28 protein-coding genes are annotated in these 26311 nt (G+C 35.9%); 20 read left to right on the forward strand and 8 right to left on the reverse strand.

Annotated features, from left to right (window positions below; all coding sequences use genetic code 11):
• The first annotated feature begins 4 nt into the window (after positions 1-4).
• The 5 genes from rpoD (at position 5) to LRP83_RS09080 (ending at position 4976) form a co-directional block, all read left to right on the forward strand.
• The gene (gene rpoD, locus LRP83_RS09060) at positions 5-1132 is read left to right on the forward strand and encodes an RNA polymerase sigma factor RpoD (protein ID WP_230496371.1); all 1128 of its coding nucleotides are present in this window, start codon (positions 5-7) and stop codon (positions 1130-1132) included.
• Positions 1133-1440: 308 nt separating this feature from the next.
• A complete protein-coding gene (locus LRP83_RS09065; RefSeq protein WP_230496372.1) occupies positions 1441-2580 on the forward strand; it encodes an acyl-CoA dehydrogenase family protein in 1140 nt (379 codons plus the stop codon).
• Positions 2581-2705: 125 nt separating this feature from the next.
• Entirely contained in the window at positions 2706-3071 is a 366-nt protein-coding gene (gene cccA / locus LRP83_RS09070; RefSeq protein WP_230496373.1) for a cytochrome c550, read from the forward strand.
• An 82-nt stretch (positions 3072-3153) separates the two neighbouring features.
• A complete protein-coding gene (locus LRP83_RS09075) occupies positions 3154-3864 on the forward strand; it encodes a tRNA (adenine(22)-N(1))-methyltransferase (protein ID WP_230496374.1) in 711 nt (236 codons plus the stop codon).
• On the forward strand, positions 3861-4976 hold the full coding sequence (locus LRP83_RS09080) for a Nif3-like dinuclear metal center hexameric protein (RefSeq protein WP_230496375.1): 1116 nt from the start codon (positions 3861-3863) through the stop codon (positions 4974-4976). The genes LRP83_RS09075 and LRP83_RS09080 overlap by 4 nt, the downstream gene beginning before the upstream one ends.
• A gap of 28 nt (positions 4977-5004) precedes the next feature.
• On the opposite strand, the gene LRP83_RS09085 is transcribed toward LRP83_RS09080, so the two are convergent.
• Together LRP83_RS09085 and LRP83_RS09090 are read right to left on the reverse strand one after the other, a co-directional pair.
• Positions 5005-5949 (reverse strand): 4-hydroxy-3-methylbut-2-enyl diphosphate reductase, encoded by a 945-nt coding sequence (locus LRP83_RS09085; RefSeq protein WP_230496376.1) that lies wholly within the window; start codon positions 5947-5949, stop codon positions 5005-5007.
• A 141-nt stretch (positions 5950-6090) separates the two neighbouring features.
• Positions 6091-6774, reverse strand: coding sequence for a YqfQ family protein (locus LRP83_RS09090; RefSeq protein ID WP_230496377.1), 684 nt, complete (start codon positions 6772-6774; stop codon positions 6091-6093).
• A 231-nt stretch (positions 6775-7005) separates the two neighbouring features.
• On the opposite strand from LRP83_RS09090, the gene LRP83_RS09095 reads away from it, so the two are divergent.
• A complete protein-coding gene (locus LRP83_RS09095) occupies positions 7006-8322 on the forward strand; it encodes a DEAD/DEAH box helicase (RefSeq protein ID WP_230496378.1) in 1317 nt (438 codons plus the stop codon).
• Between the two features lie 22 nt (positions 8323-8344).
• On the forward strand, positions 8345-9241 hold the full coding sequence (locus LRP83_RS09100) for a deoxyribonuclease IV (RefSeq protein ID WP_230496379.1): 897 nt from the start codon (positions 8345-8347) through the stop codon (positions 9239-9241).
• A 55-nt stretch (positions 9242-9296) separates the two neighbouring features.
• On the opposite strand, the gene LRP83_RS09105 is transcribed toward LRP83_RS09100, so the two are convergent.
• Positions 9297-9554: a DUF2624 domain-containing protein gene (locus LRP83_RS09105; RefSeq protein WP_230496380.1), complete on the reverse strand. Its 258-nt coding sequence runs from the start codon at positions 9552-9554 to the stop codon at positions 9297-9299.
• A gap of 142 nt (positions 9555-9696) precedes the next feature.
• Here LRP83_RS09105 and LRP83_RS09110 point away from each other — a divergent pair, with 142 nt between their 5' ends.
• Genes LRP83_RS09110 through zur form a run of 3 tightly spaced genes read left to right on the forward strand, consistent with a single transcriptional unit; the run spans position 9697 to position 11746 of the window.
• Positions 9697-10479 (forward strand): metal ABC transporter ATP-binding protein, encoded by a 783-nt coding sequence (locus tag LRP83_RS09110; RefSeq protein ID WP_230496381.1) that lies wholly within the window; start codon positions 9697-9699, stop codon positions 10477-10479.
• A complete protein-coding gene (locus tag LRP83_RS09115; protein WP_230496382.1) occupies positions 10476-11324 on the forward strand; it encodes a metal ABC transporter permease in 849 nt (282 codons plus the stop codon). Before LRP83_RS09110 ends, LRP83_RS09115 begins: the two co-directional genes overlap by 4 nt.
• An 11-nt stretch (positions 11325-11335) precedes the next feature.
• A complete protein-coding gene (gene zur / locus LRP83_RS09120; RefSeq protein WP_230496383.1) occupies positions 11336-11746 on the forward strand; it encodes a zinc uptake transcriptional repressor Zur in 411 nt (136 codons plus the stop codon).
• A gap of 34 nt (positions 11747-11780) precedes the next feature.
• Here zur and LRP83_RS09125 read toward each other — a convergent pair whose 3' ends face one another.
• Positions 11781-12344 (reverse strand): 5' nucleotidase, NT5C type, encoded by a 564-nt coding sequence (locus tag LRP83_RS09125; RefSeq protein WP_230496384.1) that lies wholly within the window; start codon positions 12342-12344, stop codon positions 11781-11783.
• A gap of 171 nt (positions 12345-12515) precedes the next feature.
• Here LRP83_RS09125 and LRP83_RS09130 point away from each other — a divergent pair, with 171 nt between their 5' ends.
• Complete coding sequence (locus LRP83_RS09130) at positions 12516-12869, forward strand: DUF4190 domain-containing protein (RefSeq protein ID WP_230496385.1); 354 nt, start codon at positions 12516-12518, stop codon at positions 12867-12869.
• Between the two features lie 69 nt (positions 12870-12938).
• Here LRP83_RS09130 and ispG read toward each other — a convergent pair whose 3' ends face one another.
• The 3 genes from ispG to LRP83_RS09145 all read right to left on the reverse strand — a co-directional run bounded on the left by ispG (position 12939) and on the right by LRP83_RS09145 (position 15345).
• Positions 12939-14033: a flavodoxin-dependent (E)-4-hydroxy-3-methylbut-2-enyl-diphosphate synthase gene (gene ispG, locus LRP83_RS09135; RefSeq protein ID WP_230496404.1), complete on the reverse strand. Its 1095-nt coding sequence runs from the start codon at positions 14031-14033 to the stop codon at positions 12939-12941.
• A 110-nt stretch (positions 14034-14143) separates the two neighbouring features.
• On the reverse strand, positions 14144-14464 hold the full coding sequence (locus tag LRP83_RS09140; RefSeq protein WP_230496386.1) for a hypothetical protein: 321 nt from the start codon (positions 14462-14464) through the stop codon (positions 14144-14146).
• 92 nt (positions 14465-14556) lie between these two features.
• Entirely contained in the window at positions 14557-15345 is a 789-nt protein-coding gene (locus LRP83_RS09145; RefSeq protein WP_354002335.1) for a DUF1189 domain-containing protein, read from the reverse strand.
• 135 nt (positions 15346-15480) lie between these two features.
• Between LRP83_RS09145 and LRP83_RS09150 the strand changes: the two genes are divergently transcribed.
• Positions 15481-15963: a DUF456 domain-containing protein gene (locus LRP83_RS09150; RefSeq protein WP_230496387.1), complete on the forward strand. Its 483-nt coding sequence runs from the start codon at positions 15481-15483 to the stop codon at positions 15961-15963.
• Between the two features lie 64 nt (positions 15964-16027).
• Here LRP83_RS09150 and LRP83_RS09155 read toward each other — a convergent pair whose 3' ends face one another.
• Positions 16028-16723, reverse strand: coding sequence for a Crp/Fnr family transcriptional regulator (locus LRP83_RS09155; protein ID WP_230496388.1), 696 nt, complete (start codon positions 16721-16723; stop codon positions 16028-16030).
• Between the two features lie 335 nt (positions 16724-17058).
• On the opposite strand from LRP83_RS09155, the gene LRP83_RS09160 reads away from it, so the two are divergent.
• The 8 genes from LRP83_RS09160 to phoU all read left to right on the forward strand — a co-directional run bounded on the left by LRP83_RS09160 (position 17059) and on the right by phoU (position 25824).
• Entirely contained in the window at positions 17059-17667 is a 609-nt protein-coding gene (locus tag LRP83_RS09160; protein ID WP_230496389.1) for a superoxide dismutase, read from the forward strand.
• A 114-nt stretch (positions 17668-17781) separates the two neighbouring features.
• Entirely contained in the window at positions 17782-18990 is a 1209-nt protein-coding gene (locus LRP83_RS09165; protein WP_230496390.1) for an MFS transporter, read from the forward strand.
• Between the two features lie 68 nt (positions 18991-19058).
• A complete protein-coding gene (locus tag LRP83_RS09170; RefSeq protein WP_230496391.1) occupies positions 19059-21203 on the forward strand; it encodes a peptidoglycan D,D-transpeptidase FtsI family protein in 2145 nt (714 codons plus the stop codon).
• Between the two features lie 221 nt (positions 21204-21424).
• Positions 21425-22381 (forward strand): PstS family phosphate ABC transporter substrate-binding protein, encoded by a 957-nt coding sequence (locus LRP83_RS09175; RefSeq protein ID WP_290369524.1) that lies wholly within the window; start codon positions 21425-21427, stop codon positions 22379-22381.
• Positions 22382-22451: 70 nt separating this feature from the next.
• Positions 22452-23396: a phosphate ABC transporter permease subunit PstC gene (pstC, locus tag LRP83_RS09180; RefSeq protein WP_230496392.1), complete on the forward strand. Its 945-nt coding sequence runs from the start codon at positions 22452-22454 to the stop codon at positions 23394-23396.
• On the forward strand, positions 23396-24274 hold the full coding sequence (gene pstA / locus LRP83_RS09185; RefSeq protein ID WP_230496393.1) for a phosphate ABC transporter permease PstA: 879 nt from the start codon (positions 23396-23398) through the stop codon (positions 24272-24274). The genes pstC and pstA overlap by 1 nt, the downstream gene beginning before the upstream one ends.
• Before the next feature lie 29 nt (positions 24275-24303).
• Positions 24304-25107 carry a phosphate ABC transporter ATP-binding protein PstB gene (gene pstB / locus LRP83_RS09190; protein ID WP_230496394.1) on the forward strand — a complete coding sequence of 268 codons (804 nt, stop codon included), beginning with the start codon at positions 24304-24306 and terminating at the stop codon, positions 25105-25107.
• A 57-nt stretch (positions 25108-25164) separates the two neighbouring features.
• Entirely contained in the window at positions 25165-25824 is a 660-nt protein-coding gene (gene phoU / locus LRP83_RS09195; RefSeq protein ID WP_230496395.1) for a phosphate signaling complex protein PhoU, read from the forward strand.
• The last annotated feature ends 487 nt before the right edge of the window (positions 25825-26311 follow it).

Genomic DNA, 26311 nt, shown 5'->3' on the forward strand with positions numbered 1-26311 from the left:
TCATATGACTGAAAAATCAGCCAGAGCTAAAGAGGTTGAAACAGAATTGTCCCTTGATCAGGTAAAGGACCAATTAACTGCGATTGGTAAAAAAACCGGTGTACTTGCATACGATGATATTGCAGAAAAGATGTCCTCTTTTGTGTTGGATTCTCATCAAATGGATGAATTTTATGAGTTTTTGGGTGATCAAGGCATTGAATTAGTGGGAGACAGTGATGATGATGCCGACCCGAAAGTGCAAGATTTAGCTAAAAATGATGATGAATTTGATTTAAACGACCTAAGTGTTCCACCTGGTGTTAAAATCAACGACCCAGTTAGAATGTACCTGAAAGAAATTGGTCGTGTTGACCTACTTTCTGGAGAAGAAGAAATTTCTCTTGCTGAACGAATTGAAGAAGGTGACGAAGAAGCAAAGCGCCGATTAGCGGAAGCAAATTTACGTCTAGTTGTAAGTATTGCTAAACGCTATGTAGGACGTGGCATGCTTTTCTTAGACCTTATTCAAGAAGGTAATATGGGCCTTATTAAGGCGGTCGAAAAATTTGATTACCGTAAAGGTTTTAAATTTAGTACCTATGCTACTTGGTGGATTCGTCAAGCTATTACTCGTGCAATTGCAGACCAGGCTAGAACGATTCGAATCCCTGTCCATATGGTTGAGACCATTAATAAATTAATTAGAGTTCAAAGACAATTACTTCAGGATTTAGGGCGTGAACCTTCTCCAGAGGAAATTGCTGAAGATATGGATTTGACTCCAGATAAAGTTAGAGAAATTCTAAAAATAGCTCAAGAACCAGTTTCCCTAGAAACACCAATCGGTGAAGAAGACGATTCCCACCTTGGAGATTTTATTGAAGACCAAGATGCCACTTCCCCTTCTGAACACGCCGCCTACGAGTTGTTAAAGGAACAACTAGAAGATGTTCTAGACACACTTACAGATCGTGAGGAGAATGTACTTCGTCTTCGATTTGGCTTAGATGACGGGCGTACACGTACTCTTGAAGAGGTTGGTAAAGTATTTGGTGTTACAAGAGAACGTATTCGTCAAATTGAAGCTAAAGCTCTAAGAAAGCTAAGACATCCAAGTAGAAGCAAAAGACTAAAAGACTTTTTAGAATAAAATAATGAAGATAGTTTACCTCTTTCTATGGGGTAAGCTATTTTTTTTATATGTCATTATTTTACTGAATTATCTTTTATATTGCAAATCAGCTTTAAGGTGCTGAAACTTATTTATAAATAAAATACTTTTCTAATAAAGGTTTTTATTGGGGTTTTATTGTTGTAGTATGGTGAATAGTGGAACTTTAAGGTTGAATATCCTATTTTTGAATAATAAAATATATTTTAAAGTTTTTAAATGTTGAGAATATTATATATTCCCTCTTATAATGTTATAGTAAGCGCATACATTTGAGGGGGATGAAAATGAATTTTGATTTAACAAGCGAACAAGAGATGATTCGTAAAATGATTCGAGAATTTGCTGATGCAGAAGTTGCTCCAGGTGCCTATGAGCGTGATAAGACGAAGGAGTTTCCAATAGAGCCGTTTAGAAAGCTAGCTGAGATGGGGATAATGGGTTTACCGTTTCCCGAAGAATACGGTGGTGGTGGAGCAGATACAGTAAGCTTTGCCATTGTGGTAGAAGAATTAAGTAGGGCTTGTGGATCAACAGGAATCACTTATTCAGCTCATATTTCATTGGGTGGTGCACCTATAAATTTATTTGGTACCGAAGAACAAAAACGAGAGTTCCTTACCCCGATTTGTACAGGAGAGTCGTTTGGAGCATTCGGATTAACAGAACCTAATGCGGGATCTGACGCAGGTGGAACCCAAACTACAGCTGTTGAAAAAGACGGACAATTTGTCATTAACGGTAGCAAATGCTTCATCACAAATGCTAGCTACGCAAAACATTTAGCACTTACAGCTATCACTGATCAAAAAGATGGTAAAAAAGAAATAAGTGCCATTATTGTTCCAACTGATGCTAAAGGTTTTAAGATAATCGATAATTACGAAAAAATGGGGTTAAATGCGTCTAATACAACAGAGCTTGTATTAGAAGATGTTTATGTACCGACAGAAAATCTACTTGGTAAAAAAGGTGAGGGCTTTAAGCAGTTTTTGATCACACTAGATGGTGGAAGAATTGGAATCGGAGCCATGGCTGTTGGGATTGCACAAGCTGCTTATGAAAAGGCTTTACAATATGCTCAGGAAAGAAAACAATTTGGGCGCTCCCTGTCACAATTCCAAGCTATCCAATTTAAGCTAGCTGATATGGCTTTAAAAATTGAATTAGCCCGAACAATGGTCTATAAAGCAGCGTGGTTGAAGGACCAAGGAAGAAAGTTTTCTAAGGAAGCTTCCATGTGTAAGCTTTATGCTTCGGAAATTTGTATGGAAGTTACAAGTCAAGCTGTTCAAATTCATGGTGGTTATGGTTATATGAAGGATTACCATGTGGAGCGATTTATGAGAGATGCAAAATTATTAGAAATAGGTGAAGGTACATCTGAAGTTCAGAGAATGGTTATTTCAAGAGAAATCGGTTGCTAAAAATAAAAAAACAGCTTTTCTAATATAAAATTGTTATAAATACTTCCCCTACTTGTAATTTTAAAGTAAAATAAGTATTGTTTGTACACACTAATTGTAAATGTTCTACATAGGGGGTAATGATTATGAATCGAAATCCGATTGTACCATTTATTTTAATCATGGTTTTTGGTATCGGACTAATGTTTTTCCTTTCTTTCAAGGGACTTGGTGATTCTAAAGATTTGGCAAATGAGGCTGAAGGTGGAGAAAAACCAAAGACTGAAGAAGTTGCGTCAAACCCAGAGGATCTTTATAAGTCTGCTGGTTGTATTGGTTGTCATGGTGATGCATATCAAGGTGTTTCTGGCCCTTCATTAGTAGGGATTGGTAAATCAAAGGATGAAATTAAAGAAATTCTTTTAAATGGCCTTCCTGGTGGAATGCCAGCTGGTCTAGTTCAAGGTGAACAAGCTGATGTTATGGCTGAGTGGATTACAACTCTAAAATAATAATTATTTTGAAAAGTTCTTTGCATCTGCAAGGAACTTTTTTTATACTTAAAAAAACAAATAAGAGAATGGTGTGGTAAAAATGAATACAGAAAAGTTATCAGCACGACTTCAAGCCGTGGCAGATTTTATACCGAAAGGGTTTAAATTAGCTGACATTGGTTCGGATCATGCTTATTTACCTTGCTATGTTGTGAAAAAAGGGAAGGTTCCTTTTGCTATAGCAGGTGAAGTTGTTGAAGGTCCATTTCAATCTGCGCTGAACCAAGTTACAGAAGAAGAATTATCGGAGCAGATTTCAGTAAGAAAAGGGAACGGATTAGAAGTCATCGAAGTAAATGAAGTTGATTGTATTACAATTGCGGGGATGGGTGGAGCATTAATCTCCAATATTTTAGAGGCAGGGAAAGAAAAGCTATCAAATGTAAAGAGACTAATTCTGCAGCCTAATATTAGCGCTATATCAATTAGAGAATGGCTACTTCAAAACGATTGGGAATTGGTAAATGAGAAAATATTAGAGGAAGACGGGAAAATATACGAGGTATTAGTTGCTGAACAGGGAAATCCGCATCAATCCTATACAAACGAATTACATAAAGGCTTATTACTTGGCCCATTCTTGATGAAAGAAAAAAATAATGTTTTTATTAAGAAATGGCAAGATGAAAAAAGGAACTGGGAAAGAATTTTATCTCAGCTTGCAGAAGCGAATGGATCAGAAGAGGTTCAATCAAAAATAATGGAATTAAAAGAGAAAATTACGATGGTAGAGGAGGTTTTAGGGAATTGAAGATAGTTAATGGTTATGAAATTATCCAGGTATTCGAAGGTTTCTCTCCCAAAAGCTTAGCAATGGAAGGAGACAAAGTTGGATTGCAAATTGGAAATTTAAGTAAAAAAATTCAAAATGTAATGATTGCCTTAGATGTATTAGAGGAAGTAGTTGACGAAGCTATTGCTAAAAACGTTCAGTTAATTATTGCTCATCACCCACTAATTTTCCGTCCACTTCAAAGGATTACATCGGATGATCCTTCCGGGAGATTGATTGAGAAGCTTATTAAAAATGAAATAGCTGTATACGCTGCCCATACAAACCTAGATATAGCCAAAGGTGGAGTGAATGATCTTTTAGCTGAAGCATTAGGTCTTAAGGATACTAAAGTGCTATTTCCAACCACTGAAACAAAGCTAAAAAAGCTCGTGGTGTTTGTTCCGAAGGGCCATGAAGAAGTAGTTAGAGAGGCAATTGGTAGGGCTGGTGCAGGTTCAATAGGGGATTATCAATTTTGTTCATTTAGCACCAACGGAACTGGAAGATTTTTACCGGGAGATTCCGCCAATCCTTTTATTGGTTCGAATGGAAAGCAAGAAGTAGTAGAAGAGGTTAAAATCGAAACGATTTATCCAGCACATCTCGAGAAAAGACTTGTTAGTGCAATGATAAAAGCACATCCATATGAGGAAGTCGCTTATGACCTTATTCCGCTCGATAATAAGGGGGAGACCCTAGGATTAGGAAGAGTGGGTAATGTCTCTGAAACAACACTCCAGAGCTTTATAGAGGTAGTGAAAGTGTCTTTAGAGGTTCCGACAGTTCGTGTTGTAGGAAATCTTAATGCGAAAGTGAAGAAAGTGGCTGTTTTAGGCGGAGACGGAAATAAGTATTTTCCGCATGCCAAATTTGCGGGTGCTGATGTCTATATAACCGGAGATTTTTATTATCATACTGCCCATGATGCAGCAGCTCAAGGCCTCAATGTGATTGACCCTGGTCATAATGTGGAAAAGGTCATGAAAAAAGGGGTAGCGAAGGTTTTAACCCAATTATTTAATGAAAAGGGATATGACGTAAACGTGTTTCCATCGGAGATACATACGGATCCATTTCAATTTGTATAAAAAAAGAAACCAGAAATGGTTTCTTTTTTTATTCCACATTTTTCACTTTTGGAAGAATTTTATTTAATGGAACCTTTTTCTCTGTAATCCAAGTACTTGGATCATTTGGATTATATTGCTCGATAAAAGTAATAACTTCTTTTGTAATTGGAGTTGGCGTGGATGCCCCAGATGTTACAGCTACTGTTTTGGCATCCTTAATCCAATCGATATTTAATTCAGATATATCAGCAATTCGATAAGCCGTAGTTCCAGCAATCTCTTTAGAAACCTGTGCAAGCCGATTAGAATTATTACTCATAGGGTCTCCAACAACGATGGTGACATCCGCATCAGTTGCTTGTTCTGCGACCGCTTCTTGACGGACTTGAGTGGCCATGCAAATTTCTTTATGCACCTCAACATGAGGATATTTTTCTTGAACCTTCTGAATGACATGAAGAACATCCCACTGGCTCATAGTTGTTTGGTTAGTAACAATCAGCTTTGGATGTTGAATCGTTAATTCCTCAACATCCTTTTCTGATTCCACTAGATGAACTTTACCAGGAGCTACTCCAACTGCACCTTCAGGCTCAGGATGTCCTTTTTTACCAATATAAATAATTTGAAAGTCTTCTTTTACTTTCTCTTCAATCAATTGATGTGTCTTAGTCACATCGGGACAGGTAGCATCAATCGTAACAAGACCTTTCTTTTTAGCTAGCTCACGTACCTCTGGAGAAATTCCGTGTGCTGTAAAAATAACAGTTCCTTGATCAACCTGTTCTAATATATCTTTACGATTTTGTCCATCTAATGTAATAATTCCTTCTTGCTCGAAGGCATCAGTCACATGCTTGTTATGGACAATCATTCCTAATATATAAATAGGTCTTGGTAATGATTTATCTAAAGAGGCATTCCTAGCAATAACCATTGCATCGACAACCCCATAACAATACCCGCGTGGAGAAATTTTTATAACATGCATTGTATATCCTCCCCATTTTTGAACTTCATTCTAAATCTACTTCCTTATTATATAAAACCTATTGATAGATTACAAAGGAATATCACCCATTGACGACTTTAAAAAAAAATGAAAAAAGAAGAGTGCGAAAATCACTCTTCATTAAATATACATTTTAGGAACTGACCGCTTGTTTTTTAATAATGAGGAGTTCAATTCATCTTCTATAGGTTCAGCCTTTTTTCTTTTCTTCGAAGTTCTAATGGAATTTTTATTGATGATTGGATTGATTTTAGTAAATTCTTGATCTTCACTTGATTCCATCTGAGTCGATTCACTGGCACTACTTTCGTTTTCGTTGGATTCACTGTGCTCGTTTTCATTTGTTACATCATTTAATCCTTTATAAAGCCTCCATAAGCTTGGTAGGTTACGAACGAGTGGACCGTATTGTTGAATAACAGGTCCAAGCTGCTGTGCTGTTTTAATAACAGTTTGTGTATTATTTAATAATCCATTTAGGGCATCTGGATTAGTTAGAGTTTTTAAAATTCCTCCACCTCCGCTAGAAGTAGCTCGAGTCATTGGGCCAATTCCTCCTGGGGCTCCGCCTTGCTGCTTTCCTCTACCTAATATTTTAGCTAGTAGGCCGCCTCCTTTACTTCCACCATTTCTTGACATCATCGGTCCAGCCATTTGTTGTGAGTAAGGAAACTGGGCAAAAGGAGCCCCCCCTTGTGACCTCCCCTGAAATCCCCTCTGAAATCCACCATGATATCGTGGTGGCATCATTCTAGGTCCGTTTCCTCGTTGCATTGGGGCTTGTGGTCTGAGTTGCATTGGCATAGTATATCCTCCTTCCAAGGTAAAGCTTGTTTACATAAGTCAAAATGAAAAGGCCTTACGGAATAGACTATGCAATTATCACACTTTTGGTTTAGAGTCCTATAATGAAAAATAAAACAAAAATATATGGTGAATACTAGTATAACGAGGAGATAAGTGGAGATTTTAAGAAATTTTTATTATAATGATATGATGAAACAAAAAATATGGACGATTTAGGGGTTTTTTAAAATGAAAGATTCAAAATTTCAAACATACCAATTCAAACAGTTTTTGCTAAATGCTATAGATGATTTAGGTTTTAGCAAACCTACAGAGATACAGGAAAAGATGATCCCCGTAGTATTAAAAGGTGAAAGCGCGATTGGACAATCACAAACAGGTACCGGGAAAACTTTAGCGTATGTCTTACCAATCCTACAAAAAATTGATCCAAGCAAACAAGAAGTACAGGCTGTCATTACAGCTCCAACACGTGAATTAGCTACTCAAATTTATCAACAAATTTTAAAAGTAACAGAGCATTCGGCCGAAGGCGAAGAGATTACCACTCGTTGCTTTATCGGTGGAACGGACAAGGCAAAATCAATTGAAAAATTAAAAGTGCAGCCGCATATTGTAGTTGGGACACCTTCACGTATAAATGATTTAGTCCAAGAGCAAGCATTGTTCGTTCATACTTCCAAAATATTAGTCATCGATGAAGCAGATTTAATGCTTGACATGGGCTTTATCGTCGATGTAGATAAAGTTGCGGCAAAAATGCCAGAGAAGCTAGAAATGTATGTGTTTTCGGCGACGATTCCGGAGAAGCTTAAGCCTTTCTTGAAAAAGTATATGGAAAATCCAAAGTACATTCATATTGAACCTAAACAGGTGTCAGCAACTAATTTAACACATGTCCTTTTACCTGCTAGGCATCGTAATAAAGTAGTTTTAACATTTGAGGTGTTAAAACACTTTAATCCTTATTTAGCTATTGTATTCACGAATACGAAGAAAAAGGCAGATGAAGTAGCGGATGCTCTTCTTGTCAAGGGTTTAAAAGTTGGTAGGATACATGGAGATTTAAGTCCACGTGACCGTAAAAAAATGATGAAGCAAATTCAAAATTTGGAATTCCAATATATTGTTGCGACTGACCTTGCAGCAAGGGGAATCGATATTGAGGGCGTTAGTCATATTATTAATTTTGAACTTCCTAGTGATTTAGATTTTTACATTCATCGTGTTGGGCGAACAGCACGGGCAGGATTTTCAGGAACTGCGCTAACAATATATGAAACGTCTGATGAGGATGCGTTAAATCGTCTTGAAAAAATGGGTATTGAATTTAAACATGTGGATATTCAAAAGGAAAATTGGGTCGAACTAGAGGACCGTAATAAACGCAAAAAAAGAGAAAAACAAGTGGATCATATAGGTGCAAAGGCACGCAGTATGGTACAAAAACCAAATAAAGTAAAACCTGGCTATAAAAAGAAAATGCAATCGGAAGTAGAAAGCATAAAGAAAAGAGAAAGACGAATACAGAGAAAGAAATCGTAATCCAAAATAGGGAGAGATATTCATGCTGAAGATTGGTTCACACGTTTCAATGAGTGGTAGCAAGATGCTGTTAGCGGCGTCTGAAGAAGCTGTTTCCTATGGTGCAAATACTTTTATGATATATACTGGCGCTCCACAAAACACTAGAAGAAAAAAAATTGAAGATTTAAATATTGAAGCTGGCCGTAAACACATGGAGGTAAATGGTATAGATGAAATTATCGTTCATGCGCCGTATATTATAAATATTGGAAATTCTACTAATCCAAGTACGTTTGAGCTTGGCGTTAACTTCCTTCGTACAGAGATTGACCGTACGGAAGCCATCGGAGCCACTCAAATCGTTCTTCATCCTGGAGCCCATGTTGGGGCAGGAACTGAAGAGGGAATTAAGAAAATTGTTGAAGGCTTAAATGAAGTGCTTACCAATCATGATAAAGTGCAAATTGCGTTAGAAACAATGGCTGGAAAAGGGTCAGAGTGTGGGAAAACCTTTGAAGAGCTTGCAATGATTATCGATGGTGTTGTCTATAATGATAAACTATCAATATGTTTTGATACCTGTCATACTCATGATGCAGGCTATGATATCGTCGATGATTTTGATAGTGTTTTAAATGAATTTGATAAGATAATTGGCATTAATCGCCTAAAAGTGCTTCACATTAATGATAGTAAAAATGAACGTGGGATGAAAAAAGATCGACATGAAAACATTGGCTTTGGTCATATCGGTTTCAAAGCATTGAATTACATTGTTAATCATCCACAGCTTACTTCTGTCCCGAAAATTCTAGAAACTCCATATGTGGGCGAAGATAAGGCTAATCAAAAACCGCCATATAAGCATGAAATTGACATGCTAAGAAAGCAGCAATTCGAAGAGAATTTAAGAGATCTTATTATGCAACAAGCATAATTAAATGAAAGGGAAAAGCCTATTAGCTTTTCCCTTTTACCTTAGTTTAAGACTTTTATTGTTTTGTGAACTGAATAAATAATCGGTTTACTTCCTTCGCAGTATCTGGTCCAGCGATTTTGGCAATTTCTCGAATAAGTGAAGCTCGTGCTCCATCATTAAAAATATTTACCTTTTCACTTCTTAAGTATTCAGCAATTTTCTTCGCATGTTCACGGCTAATTTGTACTTGGAATTGCTTAGCGTATTTTAAAAGTTCGTCAGTAGTCATCGTGTTAATTTTATGATTAATAATATTCTCAAAAATTTTCACAGTATCACACTCCTCCGTTATTAAGGTATGTTCCAAAAGTGCTCATTGTGACAAAAGCCTGCACGCTTTACAAATAATTTATTTATAAGTATACTGAGGAATGTTAAATCGTAATGATTCTTAATTAAGTAAGGTGATTTTTTTGAAAGAAACAATTGTGGAAATTGACCATATATCCTACCGATACGAAAGGGAGCAGGTTCTTGAGGATATTCATTTATCGATTCCTAAAGGTGCCTATTTAGCGATTGTTGGACCGAATGGATCTGGTAAGTCAACGCTAATAAAACTGCTACTTAGCTTATTAAAGCCTCAACAGGGGAGAATTTTATTGTTCGGAGAAGAAATTGAAAAATTTAAAGATTGGCAGAAAGTAGGCTATGTTTCGCAAAAGGCAAATTCGTTTAATTCAGGTTTTCCCGCCACTGTTTATGAAGTGGTAGCAAGTGGGTTAACGAAAAAATTAGGACTTTTTCGTTTTTTGAAAAAAGAGGATAAACAAAAAATTATGGAAGCAGTTGCTTCAGTAGACATGTTACCTTTCCTGAACCGGAATATTGGGGAACTATCAGGTGGTCAACAGCAGCGAATCTTTATCGCTAGAGCATTAGTTAGTAATCCCGAACTTCTCATTTTAGATGAGCCAACAGTAGGGGTTGATGCTAAAAATGTAAAGAATTTTTATGACATGCTTGAAAATCTTAATAAAAAGTGGGGCATTACTTTATTGCTCGTAACGCATGATATTAGCGCTATTTCTGACAAGGTAACTCACGTTGCTTGTTTAAATAAACATTTACATTTCCATGGCGAATCGAAAGAATATGAACTCTTTAAAAATGATGAGATGTCTTTTGTTTACGGTCACGATATCCATCTCCTCACACATGATCATGATCACCACCACGGAGGAACAAATCAATGATTGCAGGTCTTTTGGAATATGAATTTTTGCAAAATGCATTTTTGACTGGATTATTGATTGGACTTGTGGCACCTTTAATCGGAGTGTTTATCGTGGTAAGAAGACTTTCGCTTATTGCGGATGCATTAAGCCATGTTACTTTAGCTGGAATAGCCGCTAGCTTATTCCTAGCTAAAAAATGGTCCTTATTCGCTGGACTTAATCCACTTTATTTAGGGATGGCATTTTCAGTTATGGGTTCCTTGTTTATCGAAAAATTACGTAGTGTTTATAAACATTATCAGGAATTAGCTATCCCTATCATTTTATCAGGTGGAATTGGTCTTGGTGTTATCTTTATTTCGCTTGCGGATGGGTTTAATACAGATTTGTTTAGCTATTTATTTGGAAGTGTGAGCGCAGTTAGCCGTATTGATTTAATTATTATTTTCATCATTAGTTTTTTAGTTATCCTGCTCATTTTTCTTTTATATAAAGAATTGTTTCTATTATCCTTCGATGAAGAGCACGCAAAAGCGTCAGGTATAGCGGCAAAATCTGTTCATTTTATTTTTATCTTAATGGTTGCACTAGTTATAGCAGCTTCAATGCGTATTGTAGGGATATTATTAGTATCTTCCTTAATGACCTTACCGGTAGCTGCAAGTATAAGAATTGCTAAAGGGTTTAAACAAACCATTTTTTATTCAATCCTTTTCGGTGAGTTATCAGTTTTAGGAGGGTTAATGATTTCCTATTATCTGGACCTAGCTCCTGGAGGAACAATTGTCATGATAGCTGTAGCGATATTAATAGTCACGATTATGTTCAAAAAGTGGAATATTGTAAGGGCTAAAAGCAACTGAGGTGAAGTATAATGAACATTGAAACAGCCTTAGAATTATTAAAAAATAAGGGCTACAAGCATACAGGTAAACGTGAAGAAATGCTCGATTTGTTTGCTACGAGTAATAAATATTTAACAGCTAAGGATGTTCTAGAACAAATGAAGGACGATTACCCGGGCTTAAGTTTTGATACAATTTATCGGAATTTATCCTTATTTGTTGAATTAGGAATTATTGAATTGACAGAGCTATCTGGTGAGAAGCATTTTCGATTTACATGCTCTCATAATCATCATCACCATCATTTCATTTGCTTGCAATGTGGTATGACAAAGCAAATTGGTTTATGTCCAATGGATGAATTAAATGAAGATTTAAAAGGATTCGATGTGTCAGGCCATAAATTTGAAATTTATGGCCGATGCCCGGAATGTGTGTAACAAGCTAGGCTCGTTTAATTAAACGAGCCCTTTGCTATTTTATCCAATCCTCTACCCAAGCAGCCGCTTCTTTCCAGTCCTTAACACGTACTACCTGCGGTGGAATGGGGTCTTGATTGTATGGTGTATCAAATAACAATACCGGGATATTACATTGTTCCGCAATCATTACAGCATTATCGTGCTTATCTTCAAGAAAAATATCCACTTGATATTTTTGAACAGCTTCAATTTTATGGTGAGTACCGATTAGTTCAATATGATTAAAAGGTATTTCATTTAAAGTGAACCACTGTTTAGTTATATCAAATAAATGTTTGCCTCGTGCACTTATGAAATATAGCTCATGCTCGAATGCCCACTGAATCAGTACCTCTTTTACCCCTTCTGCCAATGGCGATTTCTCATACATCTCAGGTTCGTTTTTGTGAAACCAATTGGAAAATTCATCTTCAGAAATACTCACTAATGGAGTTAATTCATATTGCTTAATATCAGCCAAAGTCAAATTTAATTGAAAGGCTTTATTTAGAAAAGGAATAAGTGCTGCTGGACTAGTGACTGTGCCATCAATATCAATACCAAAACGAATTTTCATTAGCTAATTCTCCTAACGCATAATTAAAGTATTCAATTATCTTAACAAAACTTTTACGGAATAAAAAGTAAAATGGTAAACCTATGAATTATTATCAAACATTAACATAGTGAAATAACGGTCTTATGCTAACAATATAAATGCTCCAAAAAACGAAAGCGAGGGATCAGTATGGCAGACCAAGAGCGAAGCTTCGAGGAAAAACGTCCTTATGATGAAGAAATTGCTAACGGACCTGCGGAATATATGGAAGAAACCTCTGCTGAAATAGCAGCACCAATCAGATTAGATCGTGGAAGAGCTCGTGATTACGATCGGGCTGAAGAAGGTGGGAAAGGAATGGGCTTTGCAGCTTTAGCTCTTTCCATTCTATCACTGTTTGTAATGCCGATTCTATTTGGTGCAGCTGGAATTGTTTTAGGGTTTATTGCAAGAAGACGAGGTTCTGAAGGACTTGGTAATTGGGCAATAGGACTTGGAGCGATATCGATTATCGTCGGTATGTTTATAGTACCCTTTTTTTAGCTAGTATTATAAGCTAATAAATAGTAAAAAAACGGCTGTTTCCTTGAAGGAGCAGCCGTTTTTGTTGAACTATATTTTTTGTTCTTCTTGTTTTTTTAGAAAATATTCCTCTGCAATAGCATCAATTTCTTTCTTTAATTCCTCTACCATTGTTTCTTCAGGGACTTTACGAACAATTTCCCCTTTACGGAAGAGTAAACCTTCTCCTCTTGCACCGGCAATCCCAATATCTGCTTCTCTGGCTTCACCTGGTCCATTAACTGCACAGCCTAGGACAGCGATTTTGATGGGAGCTTTAATTTTTTGAATGTATTCTTCAACTTCATTAGCAATGCTGATTAAGTCTATTTCAATCCTTCCACATGTCGGGCAAGAGATAAGCGTAGCAGCATTAGAAGATAATCCAAACACCTTGAGTAATTCTCTTGCAACTTTTACTTCCTCTACTGGATCAGCGCTTAAAGAAATTCTTAGTGTATTGCCAATCCCTTTATTTAAGATTGCTCCTAAACCAGCCGCACTTTTAACTGTGCCAGAAAAAAGTGTACCTGATTCAGTAATTCCTAAATGTAAAGGATAATCAAATGCTTTGGAAGCTTTTTCATAAGCTTCAATTGCTAACAGTACATCAGAAGCCTTCATCGATACGATAATATCATGGAAATCTAAATCCTCTAAAATTTTTATATGGTGTAGAGCACTTTCAACCATTCCATCGGCAGTAGGATATCCATATTTTTCTAGGATTCTTTTTTCAAGTGAACCAGCATTTACACCTATTCGAATAGGTATACCTTTTTCTTTAGCTGCTTTTACAACAGCTTCTACCTTTTCACGTTTTCCAATATTACCGGGATTTATCCGGATTTTATCGGCTCCACCCTCGATAGCTTTTAAAGCTAATTTATAATCAAAATGGATATCCACAACTAACGGGATATTAATTCGCTTTTTAATTTCACTAATGGCGTTGGCCGCTCTTTCGTCTGGACAAGCAACGCGAACAATTTGACAGCCGGCCTCCTCCAAACGCTTAATTTCAGCAACAGTTGCTTCGACATCATGTGTTTTCGTTGTGGTCATACTTTGAATAAACAATTCATTACTTCCACCAATAGTTAAGTTCCCCACCTTTATGGGACGGGTTTTCGTGCGATGGATTATTTCATTCAAGAGTCTTCGCTCCTTTAAAAGTTCGAATTCAAAAAATACTACCTGTTAAGGCAATAATAATAGTTTATCAGTCAAACCGTGAATTTGACAAGGAAGAGCTTTTATTTTAAGTAATCAGGAAATAAATAGCTTTTCCCAATTTGAATATTTTCAGGAGAAACTCCTTCATTCAATGCCTTGAAATCAGTCACAATTTCAGTAATAGAAACGGGAATAGGTGCCTCTAATCTATTTTCTACAATGGTTAGTACAGTATCCCCAGCCTTAACTTTTTCTTCAAAAAATGAAAGTTCAACTGATTTAGCTGTGATTACTGTTTCAGATGTTTTTTCGGAAGAATGAGGAAGTGTCCCATGTTTTAAATCAAAAAGTACGATATAACAAATGAGTAGTAAGACGAGTGCCCCAAAAAATTTCTTCATCGGACAAATCTCCTTTCGGTACGTTTGTCCAATGTGTATGCACCCATTAGTAAATTTAGAACAAAAAACAACAAGCGATAAAGCAAGTTGTTTTATGGTGCTTCTATTTTTTGTTTTTTCATTGGAATTTCTTTGATTGTTAAAGTGAGTACCAGAATGGAAACAAACCAATTAATAATAAATCCATTAGGTACTGGGGTTTGCAATAAAGCCATTATCGTAAAGAAAACAGTAGGTAAAGTGACACTATAGGCTGCCATTCTCCATGCCTGTCGATAGGGTACGTTTCTTTTTAGAAGATTTTTGACTAGTAGCCCGATTAACGCAAGGATGGAAACTTCAATAAATTTAATCCCGCTTGAAAAGATAAAAATAATTAAAAACATGATCGGAAGAAAGATGTATTTTAGTCCTTCCATTGATTGAATAAAATCTACTATATCCTGGTTCGTTAGTTCCATTTCGGGAAACATGGAATAACTAGAAGATTGCGCTTGTCCACCAGCCATAAATACAAACTCATTTTTTAGAAGAGCTATCGCAGTTTCTGATTTGTTTAAATCACTTTGGTTAACAGAGCCTGTACCATCGATAATAATTTTGATTCCTTTTTCTTCAAATATATAGGGGGCTTGGCTTTCAACAGACAACTGTCCATTTTCAATGATAAAAGGAGGTACTTCCTCCTTAAGTACATCCTTGCTTAGCTCTAGTCCATTATTAATGGCTGATACAAATTGAAAAGTTGTTGGAAGAATGGATAGTAAAGTTAACAAAAAAACAAAAAGAATCGTTTTTCCAATTCCTTGAAAGCGGAATATGGCTATATCTTTTGGTGAGTATAAGCTTTTTAGAAATTGTTTAAAGATATTCATTTTCATTTAACACATCCTCGTTTAAGATTCATTTCTTATTCTAACGGTATTTTAAGTTGGAAGAAAGACATACGTATGTAAATTTGATACTATTTATTTTATAAAATTGATTTTGCAGTTTTTCATACGGGAGGTACGTAAATGGATTTGCTTTATTGGGTTTTAATTGTAGCTATGTTCATCATTTCGTTTATTGGACTCATTTATCCGATTATTCCCAGTGTAGTATTTATATTAGGCGGTTTTATTCTTTATGGATTATTCTTTTCTTTTGTAGAGTTTAGTTGGGTGTTTTGGACGGTACAAATATTCTTTGTCGTATTACTTTTTAGCGCAGACTATCTAGCAAATATGCTTGGGGTAAAGAAATATGGGGGCTCAAAAGCAGGTATTTGGGGCAGTACAATTGGGTTACTAGTTGGTCCATTTGTCATACCCGTCTTTGGTATTCTTATTGGCCCGTTCTTAGGTGCTGTCATAGCGGAATTATTAATACATCGAAAAGGATTTACTGAAGCTCTAAAAATAGGGGTAGGATCAGTGATTGGTTTTATAAGTAGCGTTATAACAAAATCGATTGTTCAGGCTGTCATGATTGGTTATTTTTTGATAGTTGTTATATAGAGTTTGTTAATAAAAGATTAAAAAGGAGGACACTGGAATAACAAACCAGTAAGTCCTCTATTCTTTAATTTAGACCACATATTTCATATGCACAATTCTGACAGTCTACGTCTTCTTTAAGGTAATTAATATCCTTTACGGTGAATTTTTGTTGGTCATATGAAATGACGCCTTTTTCTCGCAATTCTTTTAATGCACGCTGGATTACTTCTCGGGTTCCGTAAGTTAAATTTGCAAGTTCTTGGTGTGTAAGCGGGAGATCAATCAAAATGCCTTCGTCAGTAGCGACACCGTAACTACTACATAAGCGTATTAAAATCGAATAGAGGCCACCTTTTTTTCCATTCATAATTAAATCCTGACATTTCATTTGTGCTTTAATATAAGAAGTACTTAAATACTCCGTTAATTCCACCATGACTGAAGGATTTTGTTGAACAAAGTTTTCGAATTGCTCTCGGTTAATCATCAATAATTCACAATCAGTGATGGCTTTTCCAGAATAATGGTAGTGTGGATTTTGATTAAATACACGATATTCGAGCAATGGTTCATGGCCATTTATGATTTTTAAAATAAACTCTTTTCCTCTCATATGAATTCTACCTAAAGCGATGCTTCCTTTCAGTAAAAGGAAAATATGATTAACGGGATCTTTCTCTTGAAAAAGGACTGTATTGGCTTTTATTTTTTGGATGGTTTCATGTTCAAAAAAATGTTGGAATAGTAAACTATAAAGAGATAGCTTGTGTCGATTCATCTTATATTCACTCCTCATTTATTCCCTTTATCTTGATTTAAAAGAATTATTAACACTATGTCAACATGCCTTTTACATGATTTGGAAGTAAAAATCTAATTGTGCGACTTAAATCGTTGACAGAAGTGGATTCACGAAGTATGACAATTTTTCGAATATTATCTTGAACTGCTCGATAATGAGAATATTAATGAAAAAATAGGGGATTGTAACTATGTGTTAAAGCGTATTATTTGAACAGGTAAAACAAATTTGGTAATCTTATCTAAAGGCTTCAGAAAGTTATCACTTTTCTGAAGCATGATATTAATTTTACATACTTAGGAGGAATAATAATGGCATTTGAATTACCACAATTACCGTATGCTTATGAAGCATTAGAACCACACATCGATAAGGAAACGATGAATATTCATCATTCTAAGCATCATAATGCTTATGTAACAAACTTAAACAACGCTTTAGCAGGAAACGAAGAGCTTCTTTCTAAATCTGTAGAAGAAGTTATTGCAAACCTAGATGCTGTTCCTGAAGCTGCTCGTACAGCTGTAAGAAACAATGGTGGCGGACATGCAAACCATACTTTATTTTGGCAAATTCTTTCTCCAAATGGTGGTGGTGCACCTACTGGTGAATTAGCAGATGCAATCAACAATAAATTTGGTAGCTTCGAAAGCTTTAAAGAAGAATTCGCAAAAGCTGCTACTACACGTTTCGGTTCTGGTTGGGCTTGGTTAGCTGTTAATAATGGAGAATTAGAAGTTACTAGCACACCGAATCAAGATTCTCCTGTAATGGAAGGTAAAACACCTATTCTTGGTCTAGATGTTTGGGAGCATGCTTACTACTTAAAATTCCAAAACCGTCGTCCTGATTACATTTCTACTTTCTGGAATGTGGTTAATTGGGAAGAGGTTTCTAATCGTTATCAAAACGCGAAATAAAAATAGAAGAAGCGAACGGATATCCGTTTGCTTCTTTTTTTGTGGAATTTTTTATAGGAATAATCATTCTTCATTGGTAAACAATACTCCTAACGACAAAAGGAGAGTTTATGAATGTCGAAATGGAAAAAGATTATCGGTGAAGTCGAATTAACGAGGGATTTAACTCTGTTGCTCCTTATCGGGGGATTATATTCCTTAAGCGTGGCCCTATCTAATACATTTGTAAATATTTATTTATGGAAACAATCTGGAGAGTACGTAGATTTAGGAATTTACAATCTCTCGGTCATTGTCTTACAACCATTAACATTTATTTTGGCAGGTAGATGGGCAAAAAAGATTGACCGTGTATTGGTTTTACGGATTGGCGTTATAGTCTTAGCACTATTTTATATGACTGTGCTATTTATTGGGGAAAATGCCTCCCATTTCCTTGTCTTACTCGGTAGTCTGTTAGGAATAGGATACGGTTTTTATTGGTTAGCCTTTAATGTTTTAACATTTGAAATCACAGAACCAGAAACAAGAGATTTTTTTAATGGTTTTTTAGGTATTTTAGGCTCAGTTGGTGGAATGATTGGACCTATTGCAGCAGGATTAATCATATCCAATCTCACTAGCTTTACTGGTTATACAATTGTTTTTGGAATTTCTTTAGGACTATTTTCATTAGCTGTATTTTTCAGTTTCTCCTTGAAAAGACGACCTGCTTCTGGAAAATACATGTTTACCAGAATCATTAAGGAAAGAGCACATAACCCCAATTGGCGTTTGATAACGAATGCAAATTTCTTTCAAGGGTTACGAGAAGGTACCTTTCTATTTATTATTTCTGTATTTGTTTTTATTTCAACAGGAAGTGAATTAGCGCTAGGAAAATTTGGATTGCTTAATTCAGCTATTTCTTTTATCGCTTACTATGCTGCTTCTAGATTAATTAAAAAAGACTTTCGAAAGAAATCAATTTTGATAGGTGGCTGTCTTTTATATTTAGCGATTTTTTTACTTGTATTTGATGTTACCTTTCAAAAATTACTTATTTATGCCTGTATAATTGCTGTTGCTTACCCTATTCTGCTAGTTCCTTATATGTCAATGACTTATGATATTATTGGAACGGGTTGGAAGGCTGCTGAAATGAGAATAGAATATATTGTCGTTCGTGAGCTATTCTTAAATTTGGGCAGAGGGGTATCAGTCATTGCTTTTATTATTGGGGTAACCTTTTTTGATGAAACAAAAAGTATTCCTATATTATTGATGTTTCTTGGTGCCGGACATACATGTATATATTTTTTCGTAAGAAAAATTCAGCTTTAGGAGTAGGGGGGATTCCCCTGCTCCATTTTTTCAATTGTAATTATGGAAATTAGTAAAGGAGTGTTTTGATGGTAGTTGTAAAGAAAAAAAAGAAGAAGGCACATGTCCCTTTTCGATTAAATATGATCTTCTTTATAGTCTTTATGCTATTTTCCATCCTTATTTTACGGCTAGGTTTTGTACAAATCGTTTATGGTGATGATTTTAAACGGGAAATCGAAAGAACAGAGGATATAACTGTAAATAATCCTGTTCCGAGAGGGAAAATGTTTGATCGCAATGGAAAAATCATTGTAGATAATACTCCTCAAGATGCCATTACTTATACAAAAAATCAGGGAGCGAACCAAGAGGAAATGCTTGTGGTTGCTGGACATTTAGCAAAATTAATTGAAAAAGATGTTAAAAAGGTTCGAGAGCGTGACAAAAAAGATTATTGGATAATGAAGAATCCTGAGCGAGCCAAAGACAAAATTAAAAAATCAGAGTGGGATTTATTTACTGATAAACAATTAAATGATAAAGATTTATACAAGCTACAATTAGATAGGATAACTACTGAGGAATTAAAAGAGCTCAACAAAAATGATTTAGAAATTTTAGCTATTTTTCGAGAATTTAATAGTGGTTTTGCTTTAACACCCCAATTTGTGAAAAATAAAGATGTTACAAAGAAAGAATTTGCGATTGTAAGTGAAAATCTACAATTTTTACCGGGAGTAGATACTACTACAGATTGGGAAAGAAACTATTTGTTTGGAGATACATTAAAAACCATTATAGGGAAGGTATCATCTTCCGATAGGGGGTTACCAAGTGAGCGATTAGAGCACTATTTGGCTAGAGACTATAATCGAAATGACCGTGTAGGATTGAGTTATATTGAAGAGCAATATGAAGATGTGTTGCATGGTCAAAAAGCTAAAGTGAAAAACATTACAGATAAATCAGGTAATGTTCTTGAAACGATTGTCGTCTCAGAAGGAAAACGTGGAAAGGATTTAGTTTTAACCATTGATATGGATTTACAGTTAGCTGTGGAGAAAATTATTGAAGAAGAATTATTAGCTGCAAAAAAAACAGCTAAGACTACTCTTTTAGATCGTGCTTTTGTTGTACTATTAGATCCCCATACTGGTGAAATATTAACGTTAGCAGGAAAACAAATAACAAAGGATCCGAAAACTGGAAAACGAGAAATGTTAGACTTTGCATATGGGACCTTCACGACATCGTATAATGCAGGATCCTCAGTAAAGGGAGCAACCATATTAACAGGATATAAAACTGGAGCACTTCATCCAGGGGATTTTCACTATGACTCTCCAATAAAAATTAAAGGAACTCCCGAGAAATCTTCTTGGAAGAACTTTGGAAATATTAATGATATCAATTCTTTAAAGGTTTCATCCAATGTTTATATGTTCAAAACAGCAATAGAGATTGGAAAAGGACATTATGAATTTAATGAGCCACTGGATATAAATTTACAAGCGTTTGATACTATACGTGAATCGTTTAATCAGTTTGGTCTTGGGGTACGAACAGGGATTGATTTACCTAATGAACAAGTGGGGTTTAAAGGACCTTTAAAGCTACCGGGCTTCTTATTGGACTTAGTGATTGGACAGTATGATATTTATACCCCAATGCAATTAGCGCAATATGTTTCTACGATAGCAAACGGCGGATATCGTGTTCAACCTCATATAGTAAAAGAAATTCGTGAACCATTACTCGACAACAACGAATTAGGACCAATTGTACAAGAAATAAAGCCGACAATTTTAAATCATATAGGTGCCAAGGAAGAATGGCTAAAGCGGGTTCAGGAAGGGTTCAGACGAGTTATGCAGGAGCCAGGTGGAACAGCCTATGATGATTTTAAAGGTGCCAAGTATAATCCTGCAGGAAAAACAGGGACGGCACAGGCTGTTTACGATGGACCTGAAATGAAGGTATATAAAGAGAGAAACCAAATCCCTCCTGAAGTGATGAATTTAAGTCTTGTTGGTTATGCGCCAGACGATAATCCAGAGGTTGCGATGGCTGTTCTTGTCCCTTGGGCTTATGAAGGTGATAAAGGACACCATGCAAACACTGTTATTGGTAGAAGAGTGTTAGATGCTTACTTTGAATTGAAGAAACAGAGAATGAAAGATGCATCTAAAATGGACCGTTCCACTCAGCTGATAGAAAGAGGTACACAATAAAATTAGTTCATACTATTAAATTAAATAAACCCATTGGAAAAATGGGTTTTTTCATGTTGTCGGGATAATTACTACAAAACACAATTATTCTTTAATATATTTATTCATAAACTTTTCAAATTTACAAAACCTTTACAAAGTATTAAAACGGAATTAATAGTTTAGCTTTAATATTCTATGTGTAGGACAAAACACAACCAATCCTTAGGGGGAATTAACGAATGAAAAGCTTAAATAAATTAGCACTATCTGCAATGATGGGTGGGGTGCTATTATTCGCAGCGGCTTGTGGGAGTGAAGAAGCAGGAAAAACTAGCGATGCTGCCGAAGTTAATAAGCAACTTTCTGGTGAAGTGAAAATTGATGGGTCATCAACCGTTTATCCAATTATGGAGGCTGTTGCTGAAGAATATCAAATGGTTCAACCCGACGTTAAAGTATCAGTAGGTCTTTCTGGTACTGGTGGTGGTTTTAAAGCATTTATCGCTGGTGAAACGGATATGAGTAATGCTTCACGTCCAATTAAAGATGAGGAAAAAGCTCAATTAGGAGAAAAAGGAATTGAGTTCACAGAAATTAAATTAGCTTTTGATGGTCTGTCAGTACTTGTAAACAAGGAAAATACTTGGGTTGATCATTTAACAATTGATGAGCTTAAGAAATTATGGATTGAAGACGGTAAAGCCAGAAAATGGTCTGATATTCGTGAAGGTTGGCCAGAAGAAGAAATTAAATTCTACTCTCCTGGAACTGACTCTGGCACATTTGATTATTTTAACGAAGTAATCCTTGATGATCAACCAATTGTTCAAAGTGCAACTTTATCTGAGGATGACAACATTTTAGTTCAAGGTATCTCCGGTGAGAAAAACGGTATTGGCTATATGGGTTATGCTTATTATTTAGAAAATAAAAATAAACTTAAAATTGTTCCAATTGATGGTGGTAATGGACCTGTTGAACCAACAAACGATACAATTGAATCGGGTGAGTATGCTCCGTTGTCTCGTCCACTTTTCACCTATGTGAAAAACGAATCCGTTAAAAATGAAGAAGTATATGATTACGTGAAATTCCTAATTGAGAATGCGGCAGATTTATCTGAAGAGGTAGGATATGTACGTTTGCCTCAAGAAGAGTATGACAAGGATCTAGCAGTTTTAGAAGGATTAAAATAATAGTAATAAGATGGGAAGCACGAAAGTGGTGTGCTTCTCATCTTGTCTTTTGATAAGGGGGTTTTCAAATATGGCTTTAAAAAAGGGGTCTTCTTCGATTCAGAAACTGATAGAAGAAAAAAAGAAGAATAAGAGTGTTCATTCCATTATTGAAAAGCTAATTCCTACGATTCTATTACTTACAGCTGTTATTTCTGTATTAACTACGTTTGGAATTGTCTTTACACTAATTTTTGAAACGTTTACTTTTTTTACTAAGGTTTCATTTATTGAATTTATCACTTCTAAAAAATGGTACCCATTTTCCGAAACCCAAGGGTCGTATGGGATATTACCATTAGTGTCGGGTACATTAAGAGTGACATTAATCGCCATTATTGTGGCCGTACCAATAGGATTAGCATCTGCCATATTTTTGAGTGAGTATGCGCACGAGAATACAAGAAGAATCATCAAACCGATATTAGAAGTGCTTGCAGGTATCCCAACGATTGTTTACGGCTTTTTCGCTTTAACATTCGTTACACCTATTTTAAGAGAATTCATCCCACAGCTTGAAATTTTTAATGCCTTAAGTCCTGGTATTGTGATTGGAATAATGATTACACCTATGATAGCCTCTTTATCTGAGGATGCGATGTCTTCCGTTCCTAATTCAATGCGTGAAGGGGCCCTTGCATTAGGTTCTACGAAGTTTGAAGTTTCCATGAAGGTTGTTTTACCGGCCGCTATTTCAGGAATTGTAGCCTCGATTGTTTTAGCTGTTTCTAGAGCAATAGGAGAGACCATGATTGTGGCTGTAGCAGGTGGGTCAACTCCGACATGGGGATGGGATGTAACAGGTTCTATCCAAACAATGACCGCTTATATTGTTCAAGTTAGTACAGGTGATGCAGGGTATGGAACAACTATTTATTACAGTATCTACGCTGTTGGAATGACGTTGTTTGTATTCACCCTAGTCATGAATCTCCTTGCACAATATATCGCTAAGCGTTTCAGGGAGGTTTATTAATGAAACTTATTGACCATTCAAAGGTTGTCAAGAACATGGCTCCAAGGTTGTTATGGAATCAAGTTTTTAAGGTAATATTCTTTATTGCCACCCTATTCGGTTTATTTGTTCTTGGAATACTACTATATCGGATATTCACTCAAGGATCTGGCTATTTAAGCTTGGATTTCCTTCAAAACTTACCTTCAAGAAAACCAGAACGTGCAGGGATAAAAACCGCCTTAATCGGTACTGTGTGGTTAGTAGGTGTAGTAGCACCTGTTTCTTTATTAATTGGAGTAGGGACAGCTCTGTATCTAGAGGAGTATGCGAAGAAAAGTCGTTTTACAGACTTTATTCAAGTAAATATTTCTAATCTTGCTGGTGTTCCATCGATTGTATTTGGATTACTTGGCTTAACTTTATTTGTTAGGGCGTTTGCCTTAGGTACAAGTGTACTAGCAGCAGGATTAACTATGAGTTTACTAGTTTTACCTGTCATTATTGTAGCCTCACAAGAAGCAATTAGGGCTGTTCCAAATGAACTACGTGAAGCATCTTTCGGGATGGGGGCAACTAAATGGCAGACAATCATAAGAGTTGTCTTACCAGCAGCGATTCCCGGAATCTTAACAGGTGGTATCTTAGCACTATCTCGTGCGATTGGAGAAACCGCACCACTTGTTGTTCTAGGATTGCCATTGTTTATTGCTTTTTTACCTAAAACTGTTTTTGATACGTTCACCGTTTTACCAATGCAAATTTATAACTGGACAAGTCGTCCACAAGAAGAATTTCATGCACTTGCTGCGGCAGGCATCATTATCTTATTGGTCATGCTAATTATTATGAATTCAATTGCTGTATTAATAAGAAATAAATTTCAAAAACGTTATTAAACTCTTTATTGAGTGAAGGGGGAAAATTCATGAATATCGTTATTGATAAAAATAACAAAACCTTAGAAAATCCAGCAAAGGAAATTGTTTATAAAACAAATGAACTTAATTTATGGTATGGGGAAAATCATGCTCTGAAAAATATTAATCTAGATATCTATGAAAATGAAGTCACAGCGATTATTGGTCCTTCAGGTTGCGGTAAATCGACTTATATTAAAACCTTAAACCGAATGATCGAGCTTATTCCGATTGTAAAAACGTCAGGAGAAATTTCATATCGTGGCCGCAACATCTTTGAAAAATCGTACACAGTTGAAGAATTGCGTACAAAAGTAGGTATGGTCTTTCAAAAACCAAATCCATTCCCGAAGTCGATCTATGAAAATGTAGCCTATGGGCCAAAAATTCATGGAATTCGTGATAAAAAAGTTCTAGATGAAGTGGTAGAAAAAAGTTTAAAGGGCGCAGCTATTTGGGATGAGGTAAAAGACCGTTTACACCAAAATGCCTATGGATTATCAGGTGGGCAACAACAAAGACTTTGTATTGCTCGTTGTTTAGCGATTGAACCAGATGTCATTTTAATGGATGAACCAACCTCAGCGTTAGACCCAATATCGACTTTAAAGGTGGAAGAACTGGTTCAAGAATTAAAGAAAAATTTTAGTATCATCATTGTTACTCATAATATGCAACAGGCTGCACGTATTTCAGATAAAACCGCTTTCTTCTTGAATGGAGAAGTTGTGGAATTTGATCAAACGAATAAAATCTTTTCAACTCCATCCGATAAAAGAACAGAAGATTATATAACTGGAAGATTTGGATAAGAATAATAAACATTATTTTTTTAGGTTATATATCATGATGGAAAGGATGTCCTATATATGGCAATTAGAGAAAGATTTGATGAGGATTTAAAAGATCTCCAAAAGAAATTATTAGAGATTGGAAATTTGTCAGTAGAAGCTTTAGATAAATCCTTAGTAGCTTTAGAAACACAAAATGTAGAATTAGCATTAGAGATTATAGAAGATGATACGAAAGTGAATCTTTTAGAAGAAGAAATAAACGATACGGTTATTCTTTTAATTGCCAAACAACAGCCTGTAGCTATAGATTTACGTAGAGTGATTGTGGCAATCAAAATTGCAAACGATATTGAACGTATTGCAGATTTTGCAGTAAATATTGCAAAATCTACCATTCGAATTGGGCAAGATCCTTTAATTAAGCCAATCGAACATATTAAAAGAATGCATGAGATCAATAAAGTAATGCTTAAGTTATCTTTAGAAGCTTATAACGAAGAAGATATTGCTAAAGCAAAGAACGTTGCGGAAATGGATGATGAAGTAGATGAGTTGTACGGAATTATTATCAAAGACTTGCTACTATTAAATCAACAAAATCCAGATAAAATACCACAAATTACCCAATTATCATTTGTAAGCAGATATTTGGAAAGAGCGGCAGATCATACAACAAATATTGCCGAAAATATTTTTTATTTAGTAAAAGGTAAGCGGTACGATTTGAATACTTGATGAATAGCTTCAATGAGGGACGTGATGGTTATCATGTTCCTTTTTTTTATGTTCATTAATACCTCGGCTTAGGAAATTAAAAATAAATTGGATTCAGGAAATGTACTATAGAAAGTCTCTATGGGACAAAGCCAGGTTAGAAATCAATCTAAATGTTTAAAAGTCGGTTTCTATCGGACAAAACAAGGGCAGGTACTAATGAAAATGTCCCTCGCGAACGCGCCTCCCGCCCAAATGGTTGTAAAGGTGCACGCGAGAAGTTCTCGCGAACGCGCCTCCCGCCCAAATGGTTGTAAAGGTGCACGCGAGAAGTTCTCGCGAACGCGCCTCCCGCCCAAATGGTTGTAAAGGTGCACGCGAGAAGTTCTCGCGAACGCGCCTCCCGCCCAAATGGTTGTAAAGGTGCACGCGAGAAGTTCTCGCGAACGCGCCTCCCGCCCAAATGGTTGTAAAGGTGCACGCGAGAAGTTCTCGCGAACGCGCCTCC

Origin of the sequence: Pseudoneobacillus rhizosphaerae (assembly GCF_917563885.1) — a bacterium.
GTDB lineage: Bacteria > Bacillota > Bacilli > Bacillales > Cytobacillaceae > Pseudoneobacillus > Pseudoneobacillus rhizosphaerae.

Bases quoted from the DNA above. Each gene is read 5' to 3' on its own strand.
- LRP83_RS09150 (WP_230496387.1), top strand. From the start codon at position 15,481: ATGGATTTGCTTTATTGGGTTTTAATTGTAGCTATGTTCATCATTTCG.
- LRP83_RS09085 (WP_230496376.1), bottom strand. From the start codon at position 5,949: ATGCATGTTATAAAAATTTCTCCACGCGGGTATTGTTATGGGGTTGTC.
- phoU (WP_230496395.1), top strand. From the start codon at position 25,165: ATGGCAATTAGAGAAAGATTTGATGAGGATTTAAAAGATCTCCAAAAG.
- LRP83_RS09175 (WP_290369524.1), top strand. From the start codon at position 21,425: ATGAAAAGCTTAAATAAATTAGCACTATCTGCAATGATGGGTGGGGTG.
- LRP83_RS09090 (WP_230496377.1), bottom strand. From the start codon at position 6,774: ATGCCAATGCAACTCAGACCACAAGCCCCAATGCAACGAGGAAACGGA.
- LRP83_RS09125 (WP_230496384.1), bottom strand. From the start codon at position 12,344: ATGAAAATTCGTTTTGGTATTGATATTGATGGCACAGTCACTAGTCCA.
- LRP83_RS09100 (WP_230496379.1), top strand. From the start codon at position 8,345: ATGCTGAAGATTGGTTCACACGTTTCAATGAGTGGTAGCAAGATGCTG.
- LRP83_RS09145 (WP_354002335.1), bottom strand. From the start codon at position 15,345: ATGAAAATGAATATCTTTAAACAATTTCTAAAAAGCTTATACTCACCA.
- cccA (WP_230496373.1), top strand. From the start codon at position 2,706: ATGAATCGAAATCCGATTGTACCATTTATTTTAATCATGGTTTTTGGT.
- zur (WP_230496383.1), top strand. From the start codon at position 11,336: ATGAACATTGAAACAGCCTTAGAATTATTAAAAAATAAGGGCTACAAG.
- rpoD (WP_230496371.1), top strand. From the start codon at position 5: ATGACTGAAAAATCAGCCAGAGCTAAAGAGGTTGAAACAGAATTGTCC.
- LRP83_RS09115 (WP_230496382.1), top strand. From the start codon at position 10,476: ATGATTGCAGGTCTTTTGGAATATGAATTTTTGCAAAATGCATTTTTG.
- LRP83_RS09095 (WP_230496378.1), top strand. From the start codon at position 7,006: ATGAAAGATTCAAAATTTCAAACATACCAATTCAAACAGTTTTTGCTA.
- LRP83_RS09170 (WP_230496391.1), top strand. From the start codon at position 19,059: ATGGTAGTTGTAAAGAAAAAAAAGAAGAAGGCACATGTCCCTTTTCGA.
- LRP83_RS09155 (WP_230496388.1), bottom strand. From the start codon at position 16,723: ATGAATCGACACAAGCTATCTCTTTATAGTTTACTATTCCAACATTTT.
- LRP83_RS09160 (WP_230496389.1), top strand. From the start codon at position 17,059: ATGGCATTTGAATTACCACAATTACCGTATGCTTATGAAGCATTAGAA.
- pstC (WP_230496392.1), top strand. From the start codon at position 22,452: ATGGCTTTAAAAAAGGGGTCTTCTTCGATTCAGAAACTGATAGAAGAA.
- pstB (WP_230496394.1), top strand. From the start codon at position 24,304: ATGAATATCGTTATTGATAAAAATAACAAAACCTTAGAAAATCCAGCA.
- pstA (WP_230496393.1), top strand. From the start codon at position 23,396: ATGAAACTTATTGACCATTCAAAGGTTGTCAAGAACATGGCTCCAAGG.
- LRP83_RS09130 (WP_230496385.1), top strand. From the start codon at position 12,516: ATGGCAGACCAAGAGCGAAGCTTCGAGGAAAAACGTCCTTATGATGAA.
- LRP83_RS09065 (WP_230496372.1), top strand. From the start codon at position 1,441: ATGAATTTTGATTTAACAAGCGAACAAGAGATGATTCGTAAAATGATT.
- LRP83_RS09165 (WP_230496390.1), top strand. From the start codon at position 17,782: ATGTCGAAATGGAAAAAGATTATCGGTGAAGTCGAATTAACGAGGGAT.
- LRP83_RS09075 (WP_230496374.1), top strand. From the start codon at position 3,154: ATGAATACAGAAAAGTTATCAGCACGACTTCAAGCCGTGGCAGATTTT.
- LRP83_RS09140 (WP_230496386.1), bottom strand. From the start codon at position 14,464: ATGAAGAAATTTTTTGGGGCACTCGTCTTACTACTCATTTGTTATATC.